General features: G+C 69.7%; 19 protein-coding genes. 9 read left to right on the top strand and 10 right to left on the bottom strand.

Going from position 1 to position 20,992, the window contains the following annotated elements; genetic code table 11:
* Positions 1-65: 65 nt before the first annotated feature.
* On the top strand, positions 66-749 hold the full coding sequence (locus ACFSXZ_RS14120; RefSeq protein ID WP_378265243.1) for a hypothetical protein: 684 nt from the start codon (positions 66-68) through the stop codon (positions 747-749).
* Positions 750-778: 29 nt separating this feature from the next.
* Entirely contained in the window at positions 779-1,459 is a 681-nt protein-coding gene (locus ACFSXZ_RS14115; RefSeq protein WP_378265241.1) for a hypothetical protein, read from the top strand.
* 130 nt (positions 1,460-1,589) lie between these two features.
* Here ACFSXZ_RS14115 and thiD read toward each other — a convergent pair whose 3' ends face one another.
* The 5 genes from thiD to ACFSXZ_RS14090 form a co-directional block, all read right to left on the bottom strand.
* Positions 1,590-2,411: a bifunctional hydroxymethylpyrimidine kinase/phosphomethylpyrimidine kinase gene (gene thiD / locus ACFSXZ_RS14110; protein ID WP_378265239.1), complete on the bottom strand. Its 822-nt coding sequence runs from the start codon at positions 2,409-2,411 to the stop codon at positions 1,590-1,592.
* Entirely contained in the window at positions 2,408-4,057 is a 1,650-nt protein-coding gene (thiC, locus tag ACFSXZ_RS14105) for a phosphomethylpyrimidine synthase ThiC (RefSeq protein ID WP_378265237.1), read from the bottom strand. The genes thiD and thiC overlap by 4 nt, the downstream gene beginning before the upstream one ends.
* 307 nt (positions 4,058-4,364) lie before the next feature.
* Entirely contained in the window at positions 4,365-4,931 is a 567-nt protein-coding gene (locus ACFSXZ_RS14100; protein WP_378265235.1) for a hypothetical protein, read from the bottom strand.
* Between the two features lie 180 nt (positions 4,932-5,111).
* Positions 5,112-6,026 (bottom strand): S1C family serine protease, encoded by a 915-nt coding sequence (locus tag ACFSXZ_RS14095; protein WP_378265233.1) that lies wholly within the window; start codon positions 6,024-6,026, stop codon positions 5,112-5,114.
* A gap of 147 nt (positions 6,027-6,173) precedes the next feature.
* Positions 6,174-6,746, bottom strand: a complete 573-nt coding sequence (locus ACFSXZ_RS14090) for a peptide deformylase (protein ID WP_378265231.1) — start codon at positions 6,744-6,746, stop codon at positions 6,174-6,176.
* 130 nt (positions 6,747-6,876) lie between these two features.
* On the opposite strand from ACFSXZ_RS14090, the gene ACFSXZ_RS14085 reads away from it, so the two are divergent.
* Positions 6,877-7,179, top strand: a complete 303-nt coding sequence (locus ACFSXZ_RS14085) for a DUF3263 domain-containing protein (RefSeq protein WP_378265229.1) — start codon at positions 6,877-6,879, stop codon at positions 7,177-7,179.
* The gene (locus tag ACFSXZ_RS14080; protein WP_378265227.1) at positions 7,176-7,802 is read left to right on the top strand and encodes a LytR C-terminal domain-containing protein; all 627 of its coding nucleotides are present in this window, start codon (positions 7,176-7,178) and stop codon (positions 7,800-7,802) included. The genes ACFSXZ_RS14085 and ACFSXZ_RS14080 overlap by 4 nt, the downstream gene beginning before the upstream one ends.
* A gap of 7 nt (positions 7,803-7,809) precedes the next feature.
* On the opposite strand, the gene ACFSXZ_RS14075 is transcribed toward ACFSXZ_RS14080, so the two are convergent.
* From ACFSXZ_RS14075 to moeA, 4 genes are all read right to left on the bottom strand, one after another.
* The gene (locus tag ACFSXZ_RS14075; RefSeq protein ID WP_378265225.1) at positions 7,810-10,044 is read right to left on the bottom strand and encodes an AAA family ATPase; all 2,235 of its coding nucleotides are present in this window, start codon (positions 10,042-10,044) and stop codon (positions 7,810-7,812) included.
* Positions 10,045-10,118: 74 nt separating this feature from the next.
* Positions 10,119-11,084, bottom strand: coding sequence for a CDP-diacylglycerol--serine O-phosphatidyltransferase (gene pssA, locus ACFSXZ_RS14070; protein WP_378265223.1), 966 nt, complete (start codon positions 11,082-11,084; stop codon positions 10,119-10,121).
* Between the two features lie 3 nt (positions 11,085-11,087).
* Positions 11,088-11,807 carry a phosphatidylserine decarboxylase gene (locus tag ACFSXZ_RS14065; RefSeq protein WP_378265221.1) on the bottom strand — a complete coding sequence of 240 codons (720 nt, stop codon included), beginning with the start codon at positions 11,805-11,807 and terminating at the stop codon, positions 11,088-11,090.
* A gap of 482 nt (positions 11,808-12,289) precedes the next feature.
* Positions 12,290-13,492 (bottom strand): molybdopterin molybdotransferase MoeA, encoded by a 1,203-nt coding sequence (gene moeA / locus ACFSXZ_RS14060; RefSeq protein WP_378265220.1) that lies wholly within the window; start codon positions 13,490-13,492, stop codon positions 12,290-12,292.
* A 67-nt stretch (positions 13,493-13,559) separates the two neighbouring features.
* On the opposite strand from moeA, the gene ACFSXZ_RS14055 reads away from it, so the two are divergent.
* The 4 genes from ACFSXZ_RS14055 to groL all read left to right on the top strand — a co-directional run bounded on the left by ACFSXZ_RS14055 (position 13,560) and on the right by groL (position 18,082).
* Positions 13,560-14,174 (top strand): AIM24 family protein, encoded by a 615-nt coding sequence (locus ACFSXZ_RS14055; protein WP_378265218.1) that lies wholly within the window; start codon positions 13,560-13,562, stop codon positions 14,172-14,174.
* A gap of 156 nt (positions 14,175-14,330) precedes the next feature.
* Positions 14,331-14,537, top strand: coding sequence for a cold-shock protein (locus tag ACFSXZ_RS14050; protein ID WP_378265216.1), 207 nt, complete (start codon positions 14,331-14,333; stop codon positions 14,535-14,537).
* Positions 14,538-14,560: 23 nt separating this feature from the next.
* Entirely contained in the window at positions 14,561-16,027 is a 1,467-nt protein-coding gene (locus tag ACFSXZ_RS14045; RefSeq protein ID WP_378265214.1) for a serine/threonine-protein kinase, read from the top strand.
* A gap of 426 nt (positions 16,028-16,453) precedes the next feature.
* On the top strand, positions 16,454-18,082 hold the full coding sequence (gene groL / locus ACFSXZ_RS14040; protein WP_378265212.1) for a chaperonin GroEL: 1,629 nt from the start codon (positions 16,454-16,456) through the stop codon (positions 18,080-18,082).
* Positions 18,083-18,200: 118 nt separating this feature from the next.
* Here groL and ACFSXZ_RS14035 read toward each other — a convergent pair whose 3' ends face one another.
* Positions 18,201-18,419: a PspC domain-containing protein gene (locus ACFSXZ_RS14035; RefSeq protein ID WP_378265210.1), complete on the bottom strand. Its 219-nt coding sequence runs from the start codon at positions 18,417-18,419 to the stop codon at positions 18,201-18,203.
* Between the two features lie 141 nt (positions 18,420-18,560).
* Between ACFSXZ_RS14035 and ACFSXZ_RS14030 the strand changes: the two genes are divergently transcribed.
* Positions 18,561-20,939, top strand: coding sequence for a xanthine dehydrogenase family protein molybdopterin-binding subunit (locus tag ACFSXZ_RS14030; RefSeq protein ID WP_378265208.1), 2,379 nt, complete (start codon positions 18,561-18,563; stop codon positions 20,937-20,939).
* Positions 20,940-20,992 lie beyond the last annotated feature (53 nt).

Here is a 20,992-nt window from a genome sequence, read left to right as displayed (position 1 = left end):
TCCCTACCGCGTCGCAGTGACAGTCAGTACTGGAATGTCACACTGATCCGACTGAGGGGCATCACATGTCGACTCGGCTCGTGCCCGCGCTTGTCGCGGGCATTGCCCTGCTGGTCACCGCGTGTTCCGGCGGTGGCAACAACGCGACGAACGGAGGTGATCCGGCGTCCGGTACGTCGGTCACGGCCCAGCCGGGCCCGAAACACACCCAGTTCGCCGACTTCCCCGGCCAGGCCCTCGTCACCACGGAACCGGGTTTGGACCTGGGCATAAAGGTCAAGCCCGTCGACGCGGTCTGGGCCCCCGAACTGGCCGGTGTGCCGGCCAAGGGAGGAACGCACTACGTCGCGGTTTATGTGGCCGTAACCGGCCAGCTTGCCGATCGCGGCGTACCGAAGGCCAAGATCAAGTATCTGCGGCTCCGTTACGACAACACGGCCCGGAAGAGCTGCGACTCGTACTCGCCAGGCAAGGTCCCCCAGTACTGCTTCCGTGAGGCATACCCCGCCACTGACCTCAAGACCGGAGTCGCTGATCACACCTGGCGCGACCAGGACTGGCAGGCGGACTCCACCCTGGGCGACGATCTCGACCGGGGCGAGACCGCGATCGGCGTTGTCGGCTTCGGCATCGCGGACAGCGAGAACATCGACGGCATCCAGCTGTGCGGGCCGACCAAGGAGGACTCGGTCGACACGGCTGGTTTCCCGTGTGTTCCGGTCCCGAAGCCGGAAGGCTCCCGGAGCTGACCGGCGATCGTCGCGACGGAGGACCTTACATGGCAACACGTTCACTGCCCGCGGTCATCGCGGGCCTCGCGGTACTGGTCAGCGCGTGCGCGGGAGGTGGCAACGCCTCGACGGGCACCGGCGATCCAGCGCCCGGAAACCCGGCCACGAGCAAGTCCGGTCCGAAATACACGGCGTTCCCCGACTTCCCCGGCCAGGCTCTCGTCACCACGGAACCAGGCGCGCCGGTGGGGATTCAGGTGAAGCCCATCGACGTGGTGTGGACCCCGGAACTGGCCGGAAAGTCGGCCCAGCCGGGCGAGCACTACCTCGCCGTCTACGTCGCCGTGACCGGCGAACTGGCCGACCGTGGCGTGCGAGGGGCCAGGCTCGATTTCCTGCAGGCCAAGTTCAAGCTCGGAAAGGGGACCTGCGACGAGTACTCGACCGGCACCCCCGATTTCTGCTTCCGCAAGGCGAACCCGGCCACCGGGCTCGAAGGGGAAATCGCCGACAACACGTGGCGCTCCCGGACCTGGTCCGCGGTGGGCATCACCCGGACCGACGTCAAGGCCGGTGAGACCCTGATAGGCGTTGTCGGTTTCCACATCGCGGACGATGCCGACATCGTCGGGAGCATGGAGTTGTGCGGCCCCACCAAAGAACGGGTGTACGACTCCGACCGCTTCCCCTGCGTTGGAATCCCGAAGCCCGAGGGGGCACGGAGCTGATCGGCACGTTCGCGCGGTCGACCCGGTGGACGTCCCACCGGGTCGACCGCGTTGCCGCGTCAGAACTCTTTCCCCGCGCGAAGCCTTCGGCACTCGCGCGCCCGGATCGTCTCGGCGGGAGCCCGGGCCCTCATCCTCGGTCCAGCCTCCAGAACGGCGAGACCGGGCCGACGCCCCCGCCGAGCGGGTAGGACTCGGCCACCGAACGTTCGATGAACCGCTTGCCTTCGGCCACCGCGTCGGGGACGCCGAGCGCAAGGGCGAGCGACGCCGTGATGGCGGCCGCGAAGGTGTCGCCGCCGCCGTGCGTGTGCGGTGTTTCGTAGCGGCGGCCGGACAGTTCGAGGTACTGCACTCCGTCCGAGAGCAGGTCCACGCACTCCGGGTCGTCGTAGAGGTGACCGCCCTTGACCAGGACCCACCGGGGCCCGAACTCCAGCAGGGCGTCGGCAGCGCGGCGCTGGCTGTCCCGGTCGGTCACCTCGAGGCCGGTGAGCAGCCGGACCTCGTCGAGATTCGGCGTGACCACCGTGGCGCGCGGGAAGAGTTCGGTGCGAATCGCTTCGAGCGCCTCCTCACGCAGGAGCGGATCCCCGTGCATCGAGGCGGCGACCGGATCGACCACCAGCGGACTGTGCGCGTCGCGTCCGATGTCGGCTTCGTCGAGGGTCTTCGACACCTCCAGGATGATGTCCGCGGTCGCCAGCATCCCGGTTTTCGCCGCGTCCACGCCCATGTCACCCGCGACGGCCTTGATCTGCGCGGCGACCACGTCCGCCGGGATCTCGGTGAAACCCTCCACGCCCAGCGAGTTCTGCACGGTGACCGCGGTGACGGCGGTCATCCCGTGCACCCCGCAGGCGAAGAAGGTGCGCAGATCGGCCTGAATGCCCGCGCCGCCACCGGAATCGGAGCCGGCGATGGTCAGTGCGGTGCGCGGGGTCGCGTTCACGAAGCGTCCTGCCCGTCGGCGATCGGCAGGTACACGCGGTTGCCGTGCTCGCCGAACTCCTCGGACTTCTCGCGCATCCCGGCTTCGATGGCATCCACTGTGGACAATCCGTGCTCTTCGGCGTACCTGCGGACGTCCTGCGTGATCCGCATGGAGCAGAACTTCGGCCCGCACATGGAACAGAAGTGCGCGGTCTTCGCGGGTTCGGCGGGCAGCGTCTCGTCGTGGAACGACCGGGCCGTGTCCGGGTCGAGCGCGAGGTTGAACTGGTCGTTCCAGCGGAATTCGAAGCGCGCCTTGGAAAGTTCGTCGTCCCATTCCTGCGCGTACTGGTGCCCCTTTGCGAGATCGGCGCTGTGCGCGGCGATCTTGTAGGTGATCACGCCGGTCTTCACGTCTTCCCGGTTCGGCAGGCCGAGGTGCTCCTTCGGGGTGACGTAGCACAACATCGCCGTGCCGTACCAGCCGATCTGCGCGGCGCCGATGGCGGAGGTGATGTGGTCGTACGCCGGGGCGATGTCGGTGGCGAGTGGGCCCAGCGTGTAGAACGGCGCCTCGCCGCAGAGCTTCTCCTCCAGCTCCACGTTCTCCTTGATCTTGTGCATCGGCACGTGGCCGGGACCCTCGATCATCACCTGCACGTCATGGCTCCGCGCGATGTGCGTCAGTTCGCCCAGGGTCTCCAACTCGGCGAACTGGGCTCGGTCGTTGGCGTCGGCGATGGAACCGGGACGCAGGCCGTCGCCGAGGGAGAAGGTGACATCGTAGGCATGCAGAATTTCGCAGAGTTCCTCGAAATGCGTGTAGAGGAACGATTCCCGGTGGTGCGCCAGGCACCAGGCCGCCATGATCGAGCCGCCACGCGAGACGATCCCGGTCACGCGCTTGGCGGTCAGCGGAACGTACCGCAGCAGGACCCCGGCGTGCACGGTCATGTAGTCCACGCCTTGTTCGCACTGCTCGATCACGGTGTCCCGGTAAGCCTCCCAGGACAGCTTTTCCGGCTCACCGCCGACCTTTTCCAGCGCCTGGTAGATCGGCACCGTGCCGACCGGCACGGGCGAGTTGCGCAGGATCCACTCGCGAGTCTCGTGAATACGCTTCCCGGTCGAGAGGTCCATGATGGTGTCCGCGCCCCAGCGGGCCGCCCACACCATCTTGTCCACCTCTTCCTCGACCGAGGACCACACGGACGAGTTGCCCATGTTCGCGTTGACCTTCACCAGGAAGTTCTTCCCGATGATCGCGGGCTCGCTCTCCGGATGCCTGCGGTTGACCGGGATCACGGCACGACCGCGCGCCACCTCGTCGCGGACGAACTCCGGGCTGACCCGCTCACGCGCGGCCACGAACTCCATCTCCCGGGTGATCACGCCCGCCTTGGCCCAGCCGAGCTGGGTGTTGTGCCCACGCCCTTCCGCCCAGTCCGCCCGGAGCGGAAACAGTCCACTGTGGACGTCAATGTTCACGTCCGGGTCGGTGTAGGGCCCGGAGGTGTCGTAGATGTCGAAATGGCCGCCATTGGACAGTGCCACGCGGCGGGCGGGAACCCGCAGGCCGGACTCTGTCTCGTGATACACCTTGACCGAACCGGTGATCGGCCCGGTGGTCACGCTCGGCTGAACGTCGTTTTCCAGTGTGGTCACGAAAAATCACTCCCTACGCCGGCATTACCCGGTCAGGTTCGGCGGTCGGTGGCACCTGGTCCGAACGGACACCAGCCACCCTCTCAGCCCGCCAAGGCGCGAGCTCCCGCGTTTTGACTTGTCCACCGACCATGCCATGCCTGAGCACGGACCTCAAGTGCAGCCGATCACAACCACACCCGGACTGGCCCACCGCCAACACCCGCTGCCCCGTATCGGAGCAAGGTGTGTTTACTACGGATCATCCGTAGTAAACACACCTTGCTTCCATTAGATGGTGCTCCTGAGGCGCGTGTGGGTGAACGAGCTACCCGGTCAGTTCGAAGCCGTCGACCAGGGCTTCGAAGAGGGGGGCGTCCTCGTCGACGACGATCGAGCCGCAGACGAGGCAGAAGACCGCCATGTCCACGACCGCGATGTACTCGTGGATCGTCCAAACCCGTCCCGCGTCGTGCCGTGCGCACTTCATCAGCACGGCCGGCCGCTCGGCGAGCGTGGACCCCGAGAGTTCGAAGTCGGTGAAACCGGACGACTCCAGTGCGGGCCGGACCCGCTCGGCCGCCTCCTGAGCGGTTCTGTTCGCTCGCGTGGGACTACGGAAGACCGTCATGGAGTGCCGCCGGTCGGACGGGTCGATGAAGCGGGCCGTCTCCCACGGACTGTTCTTCAGATCTGGTGGTCGCTCGGCCCAGCCCTGCGGAATCAGGACGGCGTAGCCGAAATCGGTCTTTTCGATGCGCTGCCATTCGTCCGGCCGCATCAGCTTCTCCTCGCTGTGCAAACGCCGAAGGTGGCTGAGAGCAGCCGTGTAAGACTCACCGGTGCGGCGGGCGCGCTCGCGGACACGCCGCTTGAAGTTCTTGTTCGCTGTCATCTCAGGCCCTCGGCATCACGCGACTCGACCCCCGGCGAACGAGCCCGTGACAGGCGGATGACAACGATCCGAGGATGTGCTCCCCTTTGCCTCCACCGAGCGGCCCTGCCGGGGAGAACCGAAGGAGGTTGGGCGGCGGATCAACGCCTGAGGCAAGGATGTCCGCGGCGTTCGGAGCTGTCAAGCGGCCAGTTCGGCGGGGTTGGCGATGACGTCGACCATCGCGCCGTTGCGCAGCACGGTCACCGGCAACCGGGTTCCGATCACCTCGCCGAACAGTTGCCGCTGGATGTCCTGGGCGTCGGCCACCCGCGCCCGCCCGACGGTGAGAATGAGGTCGCCCGCGTGCAGCCCGGCCTGCTGCGCCGGACCGCCGGGCACCACTTCGACCACCCGCAACCCGGCCCGCTGACCGGTGTGTTCGGCCACCTCGTCGGGCAGCGGTGCGGGCACCCCGACCACCCCGAGGTAAGCCCGGCGAACCCGGCCTTCGACGAGCAGCGTGTCGATGATCCGGCGCGTGGTCGCGTTGACCGGCACGGCCAGACCGAGCCCGAACCCGGCCACGGCGGTGTTGACGCCCACCACGCGTCCGGCGGAGTCGGCCAGCGCGCCGCCCGAGTTGCCCGGGTTCAGCGCGGCGTCGGTCTGGATCACGTTCTCGATCACACGGCCCGCGTTGCCGGTCCGCACCGGCAGCGACCGGCCGAGCGCGCTCACCACACCGGCCGTGACGGACCCCGCGAGCCCGAGCGGGCTGCCGACCGCGACCACGAGTTGCCCGACGACGAGCTTGTCGGCGTCGCCGAGCCGGGCCGCGCCGGGCGCGTCACCTTCGGTGGCCAGGACGGCGAGGTCGGACAGCGGATCGGTGCCCACCACGGCGAAAGACCGTTCGGTGCCGTCGGAAAACGTCGCCGTGCCCCGCCGGTCGCGGCCGACCACGTGCGCGTTGGTGATGAGGTGCCCGTCGTCGGCGAACACCACCGCCGAGCCGCCACCGCGGGCGAGCCGCACGCTCGCCACGTGCGGGGTCATCTCGGCCGCCACGGTGGTCACGGCCAGCGAGTAGGCGTCGAGCGCTTCGGAATCCATGAGCCACCACCCCGTGCTCGGTGGGACACGGCCCCGCACCCCGCTGGGACAAGTGCCCACACCTTGCTTACACCGTTACAACCCAGTGTGCGCTCGATGTACCCGGTGTGGCCCGTCCGTTCACGCTGGGCGAAAACGCGGACTTCGCTACCCGCTCTCGTCCTCCGCGGAGGGTTCGGGAAGCCACGACAGTCCCGGAACGCCCCATTTGTTCTTTTTCAGCATCCGTTTCGCCTCGCGCGCGTGCCGCCCGACGAGCCGGTCCAGGTACAGGTAGCCGTCCAGGTGATCCGTCTCGTGCTGGAGGCAGCGGGCGAAGTAGCCGGTGCCTTCCACTTCGATCGGGTTCCCGTCGAGGTCGAAGCCGGCGACCTTGGCCCACGCGGCCCGGCCCGTGGGGAAGGACTCGCCCGGCGCCGACAGGCAGCCCTCCCAGTCGTCGTCCGGGTCCGGCATCGTTTCCGGGACCTCCGAGGTCTCCAGCTTCGGGTTCACCACCAGTCCCTTGAACCGGTTGCCCTCGTCGTCGGGGCAGTCGTAGACGAACACGCGCAGCGCGACACCGATCTGGTTCGCCGCGAGCCCGACGCCCTCCGCCGCGTACATCGTCTCGAACATGTCGTCGGTGAGCGTGCGTAACTCGTCATCGAACCGGTCGACTTCCCGGGTCGGGTTGTGCAGCACGGGATCACCGGCGATGAGGATGGGGTGAATCGTCACAACCCGCGATCGTACCGAGCCGAGCGGCGTGACGCGCCGGGCCGTGATCCCCCCACGGCCGCCCGGCCGCATGGTTGAATGGCGGCCGCGGAAATAACCACGGTGTGGTTCGGCCAACTGAGGGAGTCGGATGGAAGCCGCGGAGAGCCTGGGCGGTGGGGACGAGCCCAGCCAGGCTGGCGGGCTCTCTGACCGCGAGCGAGCGATCCTGGCCTTCGAACGTCAGTGGTGGCGTTACGCCGGCGCCAAGGAGAACGCCATCCGCGACCAGTTCGGTGTGTCCCCCACCCGTTACTACCAGTTACTGAACCAGTTGCTCGAAAAGCCCGAAGCCCTGCGCGCCGATCCGATGCTGGTCAAGCGGCTGCGCAAGACGCGGTCGGCGCGAGCGCGCAAGCGGGTGGCGCGGCGGCTGGGGATCGAGGGACGATGAGCTTCTTGCAGGGACTTTCCCGGCCGACCCGCCTGGCCGGTGTGGTGCTGATCGGTGTCGGACTCGTGGCAGGCGTGATCGGCGTGGTCACCGCGACCAGCGGCGGCGGGCAGACCCAGAACGCGGCACCGTCCACTTCGGCCAGTGCCGCGCCGGGGCCGGGGCCGGGCAGCGCGCCACCGCCGCCCGCTCCTTCGGTGAGCACCGGCAGCACCGCTCCCGCCCCTCCGCCGCCCGGTACGACTCCGGCGCCCGCCCCGCCTCCCGGCCCCGCCGGCCCGAAGCCAGGGCAGACCGACGCGAAGTGGGTTCCGGTGCGGGTCTACAACAACGGCACCATTCAGGGCCTGGCCGCTCGCGCCGCCGACGAGTTCCGCGCGGACGGCTGGAACGTCACCCAGGTGGCCCCCTACTCCTCCGGCATCATCCCGACGACGACCGCGTACTATACCCCGGGCACCGACGAAGAAACCGCCGCGAAGGCCCTGGCCGCGGCGTTCGGCATGCAGGCGCAGGAGCGCTTCGACGGCATCAAGGGCTCCAGCCCCGGCGTGATCGTCATCCTCACCAACGACTACCAGGGCGCGCACACCAAGGACGGCGCGCACACCAAGGACGGCTGAGCGCGACTCAGGAGTTCCGGCGGCTTTCCGCGTAAGCCTCGAGCGCGGCGAGTTGTGCCGGGTCCAGCGAGGGCCGGACGGCTTCGCGCGCCTTGGCGAGGTGGGCCGCGGTCACTTCGGTCGCCTCCAGCGACTCTCGCATCGCGGTGAGCGCGGCCTCGCGGACCAGAGCGGCGCAGTCGGCCGCCGAATAACCGTCCAAAGTAGACGCGATGTCGTCGATGTCCACATCGGACGCCAGTGGGGTGTTCTTCGCGCTCGCGCGGAGAATGGCGGCTCGCGCGCCGGCATCGGGGGGAGGCACGTAAACCAGTCGCTCCAGCCGCCCGGGCCGCAGCAGCGCCGGGTCGACCAGTTCCGGCCGGTTGGTCGCGCCCAGGACCACGACCTCCCGCATCGGCTCGACCCCGTCCAGTTCGGTGAGCAGCGCCGCGACCACCCGGTCGGCCACACCGGAGTCACCGGACTGGCCGCGCCGGGGCGCGAGCGCGTCGATCTCGTCGAGAAAGACGAGTGACGGTGCCGCTTCGGCCGCGCGCCGGAACAGCTCCCGGACGGCCCGTTCGGATTCCCCGACCCACTTGTCCATCAGCTCCGCGCCCTTGACCGCGAACACGTTCAACGCGCCGGTGCCCGCCAGCGCTCGCACCAGGAACGTCTTGCCGCCACCCGGCGGCCCGTACAGCAGCAACCCGCGCGGCGGCGCGACACCCAGTCGCGCGAACGAGTCCGGGTAACGCAGCGGCCAGAGCACCGCCTCGGTGAGTGACTGCTTGATTTCCGTCATGTCGCCGACGTCGTCCAGGCTCAGCCCACCGGTGGCCAGGGTGTCCGAAGTGGACATGGAGATGGGCCGGACGGATTCCAGTGCGTCGAGCAGGTCCTGCTGGCCGACGCGCGGTTCCTCCGCGTCGCGCTGGCGCAACGCCGCCCGCACCGCGGCGTCACGCCGGAGTGCGATCAGGTCCGCGGCGACGAAACCCGGTGTCCGCGCGGCTATCGCCGCCTCGTCCACAGTGGATTCCAGCGGTACGTCCTTGAGCAGCACGCGCAGCAGCTCGGTCCGGATCTTCGCGTCCGGCAACGGGATGGTCAGTTCGCGGTCGAGCAGGTCGGCGGACCGGAGCCGGGGGTCGCACGCCTCGGGACGGGACGTCGTCGCGATCAGCGCGAAACCGGGCTTCGCCAGTGCGGCCCGTAACTCTTCCAGGACGATGGTCGCCACCGGCGGTGGCTGGGACGCGGGCAGGAGGGCGTCGATGTCCGTGAGCAGCAGCGTCGTGGGATTCTCGGCGGTCGCCCTGGCCAGGGTCTCGTGCAGCTTGCCTGCCGCCGCTCCGGGTTCCAGCACCGCGATGGTCGGGGCGGCGAGGCAGACCACCCGCACCTTCTCCGCGGCCGCGACCGACCGCACCAGCGTCGCCTTGCCGACGCCCTCGGGACCCGACAGGAGCACGCCGAGGCGTGCCGAAGTGCCGAGCCGGGCCAGCAGGTCGGGACGGTGGAACGCGAGATCGAACCACTCACCGAGCCTCCGCGCGGGCGCTTCCACACCGACCAGGCCTGTCACCGGCACCACCGTTTCCTCGGAAACCGTCTCGGCGCCGATGTAGTCCATAATGGACTCTTCGGTGGTCTTCGCCGGACCCGGATCGGGAACCTGTGCCGCGCGGGTCACCGAGTCCCGCCATTCGACCACTGTGGACTGTCCTACCGCGACGACGCCACTGGGTTCGGTCGAGGTGACGGTGAGCAGCTCGCTGGTCCAGGTCGCGCCGATCGCCCGGGACAGCTGGCCCCGCACCGAGGCGACGTCCGAGCCCGGCGGCGGCGCGAGATCCTGCGGCAGCAGTGACACCGCGTCCCCGACCGTGAGCACCTTGCCGATCAGCGCCAGCCGCAGCGTGTGCGGCGAGACCGAGGCGCTGGCCAGGCGGGAACCGGCGACGGTGACCGTGCGCGCGCCGGCCACCCTGGCCGGCGCGATCACCACCTCCGCGCCTTCGGCGAGCCCGAGGTTCGACATCGTGACGTCGTCGGCCAGCACCACGCCGGGCATGCCCCCGGCGTCGGCGGGAACGGCCAGCGCCGCGCTCACCCGCGCACCGGTGAGGTGCACCGCGTCCCAGGCCCGCAGTCCGAGCGCGTCGAGCACCTCACGGTGCAACCGGACGATGCCGCGGCGGGAATCGAGGGCGGACGGGGTGTGCCGGATGGTCAGGGTGATCTGGGGCGCGCTCACGTGCCCACCTTAGGACCGGTCGGCCTCCGGTCGGGGTGTGACCGCCGCGCGCGTGTCCGTCGAGGGTGGTGGGGTCAGCGGTTGCCGCCGCGCCGGAGTCCCATGCGCCGCCAGCTGCGGCGCCGCGTGCGGTCCCCTCCGTCGGCCGGGTAGGCGCGCCTGCTCCGGACGACGTGCTCGGGCCGCGGCAGCCGGACACCCAGCCGGGCACCGCCGGCCACGCGCGGGAACCTCGGCCGCCGCAGGCGGATCCGGCCCGTGCCGCGGGCCCGGCGGATCGCGCGGCGTTCGCTCAGCGGGACGCCCCAGGCCTCGGGATGTCCGGCCAGCCACTGATACCGGCGGACCGCGTACGGAATGTGCACCAGGTACAGCACGAGCGCCGCGGCCAGCGCGACGAGCGGGTACTGGATGATCGCCGCGGCCAGCAGGCACACCACGACCAGCAGGGGCGCGGCGGCCTTCGCCGGTGCCTTGACCGTCTTGAGCGACAGCGTGGGGATGCGGCTGATCAGCAGCAGGGCGATCGCGACGGTCCAAAGCCAGACCACGGGCCGCGTGGACCACCAGCCCTCGCCCCACTCGATGGTGGCGATCAGCGGCAACAGCGCCAGCAGGCCGCCGGCCGGGGCGGGCACCCCGACGAAGAACTCCTTGGCGTACGGCGGTTTCTCCACGTCGAGGAGGGTGTTGAAGCGCGCGAGGCGGAGCACCATGCAGACCGCGAAGACCAGCGACGCGATCCAGCCGATCCCCTGGATGTCGCCGCGCCAGACGTAGATCACCAGCGCCGGCGCGACACCGAAGGACACCGCGTCGGACAGCGAGTCCAGTTCCGCGCCCATCTTCGAAGTCGCGTCCAGCAGCCGCGCGATCCGGCCGTCGAGACTGTCGAGCACGGCCGCCACGCCGATCGCCCCGATGGCGAGCGTGTACTGGTGGTGCAGGGCGAACTGGACCGCGGACAGGCCCGCGCACAGGGCGAGCACGGTGATGGCGTTGGGTAGCAGTCGGACGCTGGGAGTCATGGCGCGAACCATGGGTTATTCCTTACTGCTCGGAAGCTCGGCGAGCGGGGTTTCGCCGCCGATCGTGCGCTGACCCCTGCTCACCAGCACCCGGCTTCCCGGAGGAAGGTAGAGATCGACGCGGGAGCCGAAGCGGATCAGGCCGTAGGTCTGCCCGGCGTCCACCCGGTCGCCGACGGCGATCTGGCACACGATGCGGCGCGCGACGAGCCCGGCGATCTGGACGACCGCGAGTTCATGGCCGTCGTCGGTGCGCAGCAGCACGGAGTTGCGCTCGTTGTCGTCGCTGGCCTTGTCGAGATCCGCGGACAGGAACTTGCCGGGGCGGTAGGCGACCCGCTCGATCACTCCGCTCGCCGGGACTCGCTGGACGTGCACGTCGAACACGGACAGGAACACGCTGATCCGCATCCGTGGTGTGGCCGGGAGGCCGAGTTCGGGCGGTGGCGCGGCTTCCTCGATCAGCGACACCAGACCGTCCGCCGCCGCGACGGCGAGACCGCCCCGGGCCGGCGGGACACGGCGCGGTTCGCGGAAGAACGCGGCCGTGGCGAGGGTGGCGAGGCCGGCCAGCGCGCCGAGCGGCTTGGACATCCGCCGCAGGACCAGAGTGGCGGCGAGACCACCGGCCACGAAGGGCCTGCCTGCGGGATGCATCGGAGGAAGGGTTTCACGGGCCAGATGCAGGGCGTGCGCGATCGGATTGCTCGCCTGCTCCGGCGGGTTGGGGGTCATCTGGTGCGGGTTCCCGTTTGGTCTAGGAGTGACCTGTTCGGTTCACCACGCTACCGCCAGGCCCGGCCCGAGCCGGGCCGCGTCCCGGATTCTGCCGTCCCCACGGCGAAGCGGACCGGGCAGGATAGTGAGATGGCTCACAGCACAACCGAAACAAATGCCGGGCGGATGCGTCCCCCGACGACACACCCGCCCGGGGCTTTGCGGGCGAATGCCGGAAATCCACCACGAGTTTAGCCCGCTGAGCGGCGATTCTGACCCCTCGTACGAGAAACGTTACCAACGGTCACGCTGTTTTGTCGCGGGTTCGCGCGCCCCGCGACCGTGTCGACAGGGCGCTCCTGTCCGACCTGCGTTGCCGTTGGGGATTGGGCGCCCTGCCGCCCCGCTAGCGGGCAAAGAGGGGCGCGCGGTGTGGTCGTTGTGGGAGCCGCGAGTTGCGGGCGCGCCCCCGCGATCGTGCCGCCGGGGCGGGTCACCGGCTACAGCAGAAGAACGTCCACTTCGCTGCCTTCGGGTGCTTCGGTGACCTCTTCGGGAAGCACGATCAGGCAGTTCGCCTGGGTGAACGCGGCGAGCAGGTGCGAGCCGGGACCCCCACGCGGGCCGACCTCGCCGGTCACCTCCCCGTCCGCTTGCCAGTAGTAGCCGCGCCGGAACTGCCGTCGATCCCGCGGCGAGGAGAGCCGTTCGGTCAGCCGGGCGCGCACCCTCCTCCGGTCGACATCGGTGTGGCCGAGCGCGGAGAGCAGGGCAGGCCGCAGGAAGACCTCGTAGGACACCAGCACACTCACCGGGTTTCCCGGGAGGGACACCACGGGCACCCCGTTCCAGCGGCCGCTTCCCTGCGGGCCGCCGGGTTGCATGGCGACCTTCGTGAAGTCGACTCCGAGCCCGGTCAGCGCGTCCTTCACCACCTCGTACGCCCCGGCGCTCACTCCGCCCGAAGTGACGACGAGGTCGAATTCCCCGAGCCTTGGTTCGATCTCCCAGCGGAAGGACGCCACGTCGTCGATGCTGATCGCCACCTCGGCCTGACAGCCGAGGCCGCGGATGGCGGTCGCGAGCATCACGCTGTTCGACTCGTAGATCTGGCCCTGCCGCAGCGTCCGCGGAGGGACCACCAGTTCCGATCCGGTGGAGACCACCAGTACCCGCAACGGCCGGCGGACGGGCAGCCGCTCCCTGCCCACGGCGGAGGCGAGCCCGAGTTGTGCCGGGCCCAGCACCGTTCCCGCCGACAGCGCGACCGTGCCCTCCCGCACGTCTTCACCGGTGTGCCGCAGGTGCGCGCCGGGCTCGGCGGCCCTCTCGACGCGCACCTTCTCCTTGCCTCCGTCGGTGTGTTCCACCATCACGACGGAGTCCGCGCCGTGCGGAACCGGCGCTCCGGTCATGATCCGGTGCGCGGTACCCCGCGTCAGTTCCGGTATGTCGGTGCGGCCGGCCGGAATGTCCTCGGTCACCGGAAGTTCCACCGGATGCTCCGGGGACGCCCCCGCGACGTCGGCCGAGAAGACCGCGTAGCCGTCCATCGCGGAGTTGTCGAACGGCGGCAGAGAGACACCCGCGCGCACGTCTTCGGCCAGCACCAGCCCCGCGCAGTCGGCGAGCGGAAGGCTGATCGGCGCGGCCGTGCCCAGCAGCGCGGTGACGGCGGCCCGGTATTCGTCGACGGAAATCACCGGACCATCCTCCCTCGCCCGGGCCCGCGTGCAACACTCTCCCCGCTGTGAGAGGGGGAGGGTCGAAGTGCGAGTGCAAACCCGGCACACGCCCGGCTTCGGTGTGGCGCGCGTGCTGCTCGGGCCCGGCGAAGCGGTGCAGGCGCCCTCGGACGCGATGATCGCGAGCAGTTTCGGGATCACCGAGGTGCCCGGCTCACGCGGGGGTCTGCGCGCGCACGGGAAGGGCGCGCCGTCGGTGTTCACCGCGCCGGCCAAGGGCGGCTGGATCGATCTCGCCCCCGACGGGCCGGGCGACGTCCATCCCCTGGAGTTCGACGGGCGCACCGGCTGGTGCGTGGCCAAGGACGCGTTCCTCGCCCGTCCGTCCACGGTCCGCCACGACGCGGGCTGGCAGGCGTTGCAGACACTCTTCGGCGGGGACAGCGGATTCCTGGAGCACTACAGCGGTACCGGCTCGCTCGTGCTCTCCTGCGCCGGCCCCGTCGACCAGCTCATGCTCGACAGCGGCGAGATCATCACGGTCCGGCCGGGGTTCCTGCTCGCCTACCCGGACACCCTCCAGGTGCGCCTGCGCGCGGTGGATCCGTCGGCGCCGCAGTCGATCCGGACGGGCGAGGGGCTGGTGCTGGACTTCGCCGGCCCGGGGCCCGTCCTGGTGCAGGCGCGCAAACCTCGGTGAATCGGGCGGCCTGGTCCAGGACGCGCCCACGTCTCATCAGTGCGACAACCTCGTGTGAATTGGGCATTGATCGTGGGCGTTATTCCGGTAGCGTGATCGCATCCGGGAGCCGATTGCACGGCCTCCCAGTGTTCTTCGGTGGCAAGGAGGACGCCCGTGGCAGTCGGCACGGTCAAGTGGTTCAATTCGGAAAAAGGTTACGGGTTCATCGCGTCTCCGGACGGCCCGGACGTTTTCGTGCATTACTCGGCCATTCAGTCGGAAGGATTCCGGACTCTGGACGAAGGTGACAAGGTCGAGTTCGAGATCCAGGCGGGCCGGGACGGCCGTAGCCAGGCAGCGGACGTCCGCAAGCTCTCCTGACGTCTACGGCTAGGCTGCGCTGTGTGACAGGCGATGTGTCGGGGGACCTCACCGGTCGCCGGTTGGGCAACTACCGCATAGACGGAGTGCTCGGCAAAGGCGGCATGAGCGTGATGTACAGGGCCACCGACGTCCGGCTCGGGCGCAAGGTGGCCTTGAAGGTGATCGGTGAGCACCTTGGCGCCGACGCCGAATTCCGCGAGCGGTTCGTCGACGAGGCCCGCAACACCTCCGCCATCGACCACGCCAATGTCGTGCCCCTTTACGACTTCGGCGAGATCGACGGCATGCATTACATCGCCATGCGTCTGGTCGACGGCGCCGACCTGGCCAGCCTGATCACCGCGGGCCCGATCGCCCCGGACCGTACGCTCAGGTTGCTGGACCAGGTCGCCGACGCGCTGGACTCGTTGCACAACCGTGGTCTGGTGCACCTGGACGTCAAGCCGGCCAACGTGCTGGTCACCAGCCGGGAGTCGGCGCGCGAGCACGTCTACGTGGCCGATTTCGGGTTGACCCGCCGTGGTGCCACCGGGCACCGGACCCGCGGCGGCGACTTCCTCGGTTCGCCCACCTACGCGGCGCCGGAGCACCTGCGCGGCGAGCCGCTGGACGGGCGTACCGACCAGTACGCGCTCGCCTGTGTGCTGTTCGCGTGCCTGACCGGGAACCCGCCGTTCTCCGGTGACGTGCCCGCGGTGATCAAGGGGCACCTGGCCGGCGACCCGCCACGGGTGTCCCAGCTCACCGGGCTGCCGTCCGCGATCGACGACGTGGTCCGCAAGGGGATGGCCAAGAACCCCCAGGAGCGCTACGACAACTGCGGCGAAATGATCTCCGCGGCGCGCAAGGCGCTCGGGCCCGCCGCGAGTCCGGAGAACTCCTCGCGGGAGACGCAGCAGCTGGTTTCGGCGCAAAACCCCCAGGACCCGTTTTCGTCGTCACAGAGCACCGAGAACCTTCAGACCTCCCAGGGACCGTCCGGGCCCCAGCCGAGGGGGGAAGCCGGCCCGCCGCCGTATCCACCACACCAGCCGCACCAGTCCGGCTGGGGGCAACAGCCCGGCTACGGGCCGCCGCGGCAGGGGCCACCCATGCCGCCACAGCCGACCCAGCCTGTCGGCTATCCCCAGCAGCGTCCGGGTTACGGCCCGCCCGGTGGTTATCCGCAGCAGCACTACGGCACGCCACCCTTCGGCAGCCCTCCGCCCTACGGTGCGCCCGGCTACCCGCCTCCCGGGTACCCGCCGCCGCAGCAGCGACCGGGGAAGAAGAAGGGGCTCACCTGGCTGTGGATCTCGCTCGCCGTCCTCGTGGTGGCCGGCGGCGTGCTCACCGCGATCCTCCTGTTCGGAGGTGGCGGCTCGCCGCCGGCCCAGACCACCGCGCCCAACATTCCGGTGGGCCCCGACGGCGGTTCGTCCTCCTCGACGTCGTCTCCGGCGAAACGCCCCCCGCCCGCCACCATCTCGATCCGCCCCTCGTCCTGAGCCTCGGGTTTTGGAGCAAGGTGTGTTTGCTCGGCCGGAGGCGGCGACGGCGGCCGCCCATCGCTCTGATCGTCCGCCGGAGGCCGCTGCACGCGGCCGGACACGCTTTTCGTCCGGCCGCCGATTAGGCACGGACTATCCGTAGTAAAGCCACCTTGCTCTCTTTCGAGGCACGGACAGGGCCTGCCTGACCTGGTGTTCTTGCACTCTCCCGCCGAGAGTGCTAAACACGGCATTGGCACTCGGCACCGTCGAGTGCCAGGTGGGCGGTCGCCGATCGCTCACCTGAAGGTCGGGACGGTGAGGCCACGTCCGGGGGTCCGGGCGAGGTCGTCCGTCGCGGGCACCGAGCCTGGCCGAGGACATGTCCTGCTGCTGGCGGCTAGCACGGCCACGCAGCGCCCAATACCGGAGGACAACACCGCAATGGCCAAACTGATCGCGTTCGACGAGGACGCCCGCCGCGGACTCGAGCGCGGCTTGAACACCCTCGCCGAAGCCGTCAAGGTGACGCTTGGCCCCCGTGGCCGCAACGTCGTGCTCGAAAAGAAGTGGGGCGCGCCGACCATCACCAACGACGGCGTCTCCATCGCCAAGGAGATCGAGCTCGAGGACCCGTGGGAGAAGATCGGGGCCGAGCTCGTCAAGGAAGTAGCCAAGAAGACCGACGATGTCGCCGGTGACGGCACCACCACCGCGACCGTGCTCGCCCAGGCGCTCGTGCGCGAGGGCCTGCGCAACGTCGCCGCGGGTGCCGACCCGATCAGCCTCAAGCGCGGTATCGAAACCGCCGTCGAGGCCGTCGTCGAGCAGCTCCACAAGGCCGCCAAGGAGGTCGAGACCAAGGAGCAGATCGCTGCCACCGCCTCGATCTCGGCCGCGGACCGCACCATCGGTGAGCTGATCGCCGAGGCGCTGGACAAGGTCGGCAAGGAAGGCGTCGTCACCGTCGAGGAGTCGAACACCTTCGGCCTGGAGCTCGAGCTCACCGAGGGTATGCGCTTCGACAAGGGCTACATCTCGGGTTACTTCGTGACCGACGCGGAGCGTCAGGAAGCCGTCATGGAGGACCCCTACATCCTCCTGTTCGGCTCGAAGATCTCCAACGTCAAGGACCTGCTCCCGGTCCTGGAGAAGGTCATGCAGTCGGGCAAGCCGCTGCTGATCATCGCCGAGGACGTCGAGGGCGAGGCCCTGGCCACCCTGGTCGTCAACAAGATCCGTGGCACCTTCAAGTCCGTCGCCGTCAAGGCGCCGGGCTTCGGTGACCGCCGCAAGGCCATCCTGCAGGACATCGCGATCCTGACCGGCGGCACCGTGGTCAGCGAGGACGTCGGGCTCAAGCTCGAGAACGCCGACCTGACGCTGCTGGGCCGCGCGCGCAAGGCCGTCATCACCAAGGACGAGACCACCATCGTCGAAGGTGCGGGCGACGCGGAGCAGATCCAGGGCCGGGTCAACCAGATCCGGGCGGAGATCGAGAACTCCGACTCCGACTACGACCGCGAGAAGCTGCAGGAGCGGCTGGCGAAGCTGGCCGGCGGCGTGGCCGTCATCAAGGCCGGTGCCGCCACCGAGGTCGAGCTCAAGGAGCGCAAGCACCGCATCGAGGACGCGGTGCGCAACGCCAAGGCCGCCGTCGAAGAGGGCATCGTCGCCGGTGGCGGCGTGGCCCTGCTGCAGGCCGCCCAGATCGCGTTCGAGGGCCTTCGCCTGACGGGCGACGAGGCCACCGGTGCCAACATCGTCAAGGTGGCGGTCGAGGCTCCGCTCAAGCAGATCGCGGTCAACGCCGGCCTCGAAGGCGGCGTCGTCGTGGAGAAGGTCAAGGGCCTCCCCGCCGGACACGGCCTCAACGCCGCGACCGGTGAGTACGAGGACCTGCTCGCCGCCGGCGTGCCGGACCCGACGAAGGTGACCCGTTCCGCGCTGCAGAACGCCGCTTCGATCGCGGCGCTGTTCCTGACCACCGAGGCCGTTGTCGCCGACAAGCCGGAGAAGGCCGCCCCGGCCGCGCCGGCCGGTGACGGTGGCATGGGTGGCATGGACTTCTGATCCGCGCCCCGCGAAGGGCCCGAGCGCTCCGGCGCCCGGGCCCTTCGTTTTTGCCCCCTGCGAGGGGAGGAAGGAATCACCGATAGTCCGTAGTAGACATTCCTTCCTCCGTTTCCGGTCAGGCGTCGGCGGTGTCTTCGGGCATCAGGATCCAGCAGACGGCGTAGAGCAGGACGGGCGCGCCGACGCCGAAGATCGTGGCGGCGACGAAGACGATCCGGAGGATCGCGGCGTCGACGCCGAGCATTTCGGCCCAGCCGCCGCAGACGCCGGCGAGCATCCGGTCGGCCGAACTACGGCGGAGTTTCCTGGTGGGTGCGGGTGTGGGAGTGGTCATGACTCGATGGTCGTCCACGGGAACCCCGCCGCACATCGGGAACCGCCCGGACTCCGTCCCTGAACCCGGAGAGCTCCGGGATCGGGGCGATACCCCAGGTGCCGATCGCACGACCTGGAAAGACGGCCTAGAGTCGGCCTCATGCCAGGATCTTTGCTGGGAACCGAGGTCCGCCGGGTCGAAGACCCGGAACTGTTGGTGGGCCGCGGGTCCTATGTCGACAACCTGCGGCTCGACAAGCCGCTTTACGTCGGGTTCGTGCGCTCGCCCTTCGCGCACGCACTGATCAACGGGATCGACACCTCGGAAGCCGAGAAGGCACCGGGTGTCGTCGCCGTCTACACCGCCGCTGACCTCGACCTTCCGGCCCTGCCGGTGTTCATCGAGCTCAACCCCAGTTGCGCGCGGTACGCGCTGGCCCCGGACCGGGCCCGGTTCGCCGGGGAACCGGTGGCCGCGGTCGTCGCCGAATCCGCCACGGCGGCGGCCGACGCACTCGAACTGGTCGATGTCGACTACGAGCCGCTGCCCGCGGCGGTCGACGTGGAACAGGCGCTCGAGCCCGGTGCGCCAGTGCAGTTCGCGGCCCTGGAGTCCAACGTGGCGAAGGGCGAACGGGACGAAGCGGGCGAAAAAGTCCTCGAGGGTGCCGATGTCGTGGTGCGGGCGCGAATCGAGAACCAGCGGCTCGCGGTGGCCCCCATGGAGGGCAACGTGATCGCCGCCGTCCCCTCGGCCGGTGCGGACGATTTCGACATGACCATCCATGTCGCCACCCAGATGCCGCACGGCTTCAAGGCCGCCGCGGTGAAGCTGTTCGGCTGGGAGCCCGACCGTGTCCGGGTGATCACTCCGCACGTCGGCGGCGCCTTCGGCGGCAAGGTCGGCGTGACCGCCGAACACGCCGTGGTCATCGAAGCGGCGCGACGGCTCGGCCGGCCGGTCAGGTGGACCGAGACCCGTTCCGAGAACCTCCAGGCGATGCCGCAGGGCCGCGCCCAGGTGCAGTACGCCGAGCTCGGGTTGCGCTCCGACGGCACCATCGTGGGGCTGCGCTGCCGGGTCATCGGTGACGCGGGCGCCTACGCCGGTTTCGGCGGCGTGCTCGCGCTTGGGCCGACCAGGACCATGTCGCAGGGCGTGTACCGCATCCCGCGCATCAGCTACGACGGGATCGCCGCGCTGACCAACACCACGCCGGTGGGTGCGTTCCGCGGCGCGGGCCGTCCGGAGGCCGCCGCGATGCTGGAACGGCTGATGGACCTGGCCGCCGTCGAACTCGATCTCGACCCGGTCGAGATCAGACGCCGGAACTTCCTCCAGCCCGAGGAATTCCCCTACACCACCCTCACCGGCGCGAGCTACGACACCGGTGACTACGACCTGCCGTTACGGGAAGCGCTCCGGCTGGCCGGGTACGAGGACCTGCGGGCCGAACAGGCTCGCCGGATCGAGGCCGGTGAGAACGTGCTGCTCGGCATCGGCGTGGCCGCCTACGTGGAGATCACCGGTGGCGGTGCGGGCGGTGAGTACGCGGAGGTAGGGGTCGGCGCCGACGGCCGCGCCACGATCAAGGTGGGCACCTCGGGACACGGCCAAGGGCACCCCACTTCGTTCTCCATGATCGTCGCCGACCTCCTGGGCATCCCGCTGGAGTCGGTCGACTTCATGCAGTCCGATACCGCGGTCGTGCCGCGTGGCGGCGGAACCGGTGGTTCACGCTCCCTCCAGCTCGGCGGCAGCGCCGTCCGTGAGGCGGCGGACCTGGTGCTCCAGCGTGCGAAGGAGCTGGCCGCGGCGCGGCTGGAAGCCTCCGTGGAGGACATCGAGATCACCCAGGACGGCAGGCTGGGCGTGGTCGGCGTACCTTCATCGGGCCTGTCGTGGGGCGAGATCGCCCGGGCCGCCGAGGAGGACGGCCGCCCACTGGCCGAGGAAACCGACTTCAAGTCCGGGGGCGCCACCTTCCCGTTCGGGGCCCACGTCTCCGTCGTCGAAGTGGACGTCGAGACCGGCTTCGTGCGGCCCCTGCGGCACATCGCGGTCGACGACTGCGGGCGCGTGCTCAACCCGCTCATCGTGCGGGGCCAGCAGCATGGTGGCGCGGTGCAGGGCATCTCGCAGGCGCTGTGGGAGCAGGTCTCCTACGACGAAGACGGCAACCCGGTGACGGCAAGCTTCGCCGACTACATGATCCCGTCCGCCGCCGACGTGCCCGACCTCGAGGCGGTCAACACCGAGACGCCGACCACCCGGAACCCGATGGGCGCCAAGGGAATCGGCGAGTCGGCCACGATCGGGTCCACTCCGGCCGTGCAGAACGCCGTCATCGACGCGCTCAAGCACCTCGGCGTGCGCCATATCGACATGCCGGCGAGTCCGCAACGGGTCTGGCGGGCGATCCGGGCCGCTCGGGACGGCGAGCTTGTCTCCTCGTGGCGCGAGCCGCCGGCGGCCTTCGCCGGCCTGCCCGTCCGTGCCGCGGGCCCGAGCCCCGACGCCGACGAAGCCGTGGCTTAGGCGGGTTTTGGAGCAAGGAGCGTTTACTGCGGATAGTCCGTGTTGAATCGGCG

The organism is Amycolatopsis pigmentata, assembly GCF_042684065.1.
Lineage (GTDB): Bacteria > Actinomycetota > Actinomycetes > Mycobacteriales > Pseudonocardiaceae > Amycolatopsis_E > Amycolatopsis_E pigmentata.
The sequence above is the reverse complement of the archived record's forward strand: the minus strand, read 5'-3'. Positions and strand labels throughout refer to the sequence as shown.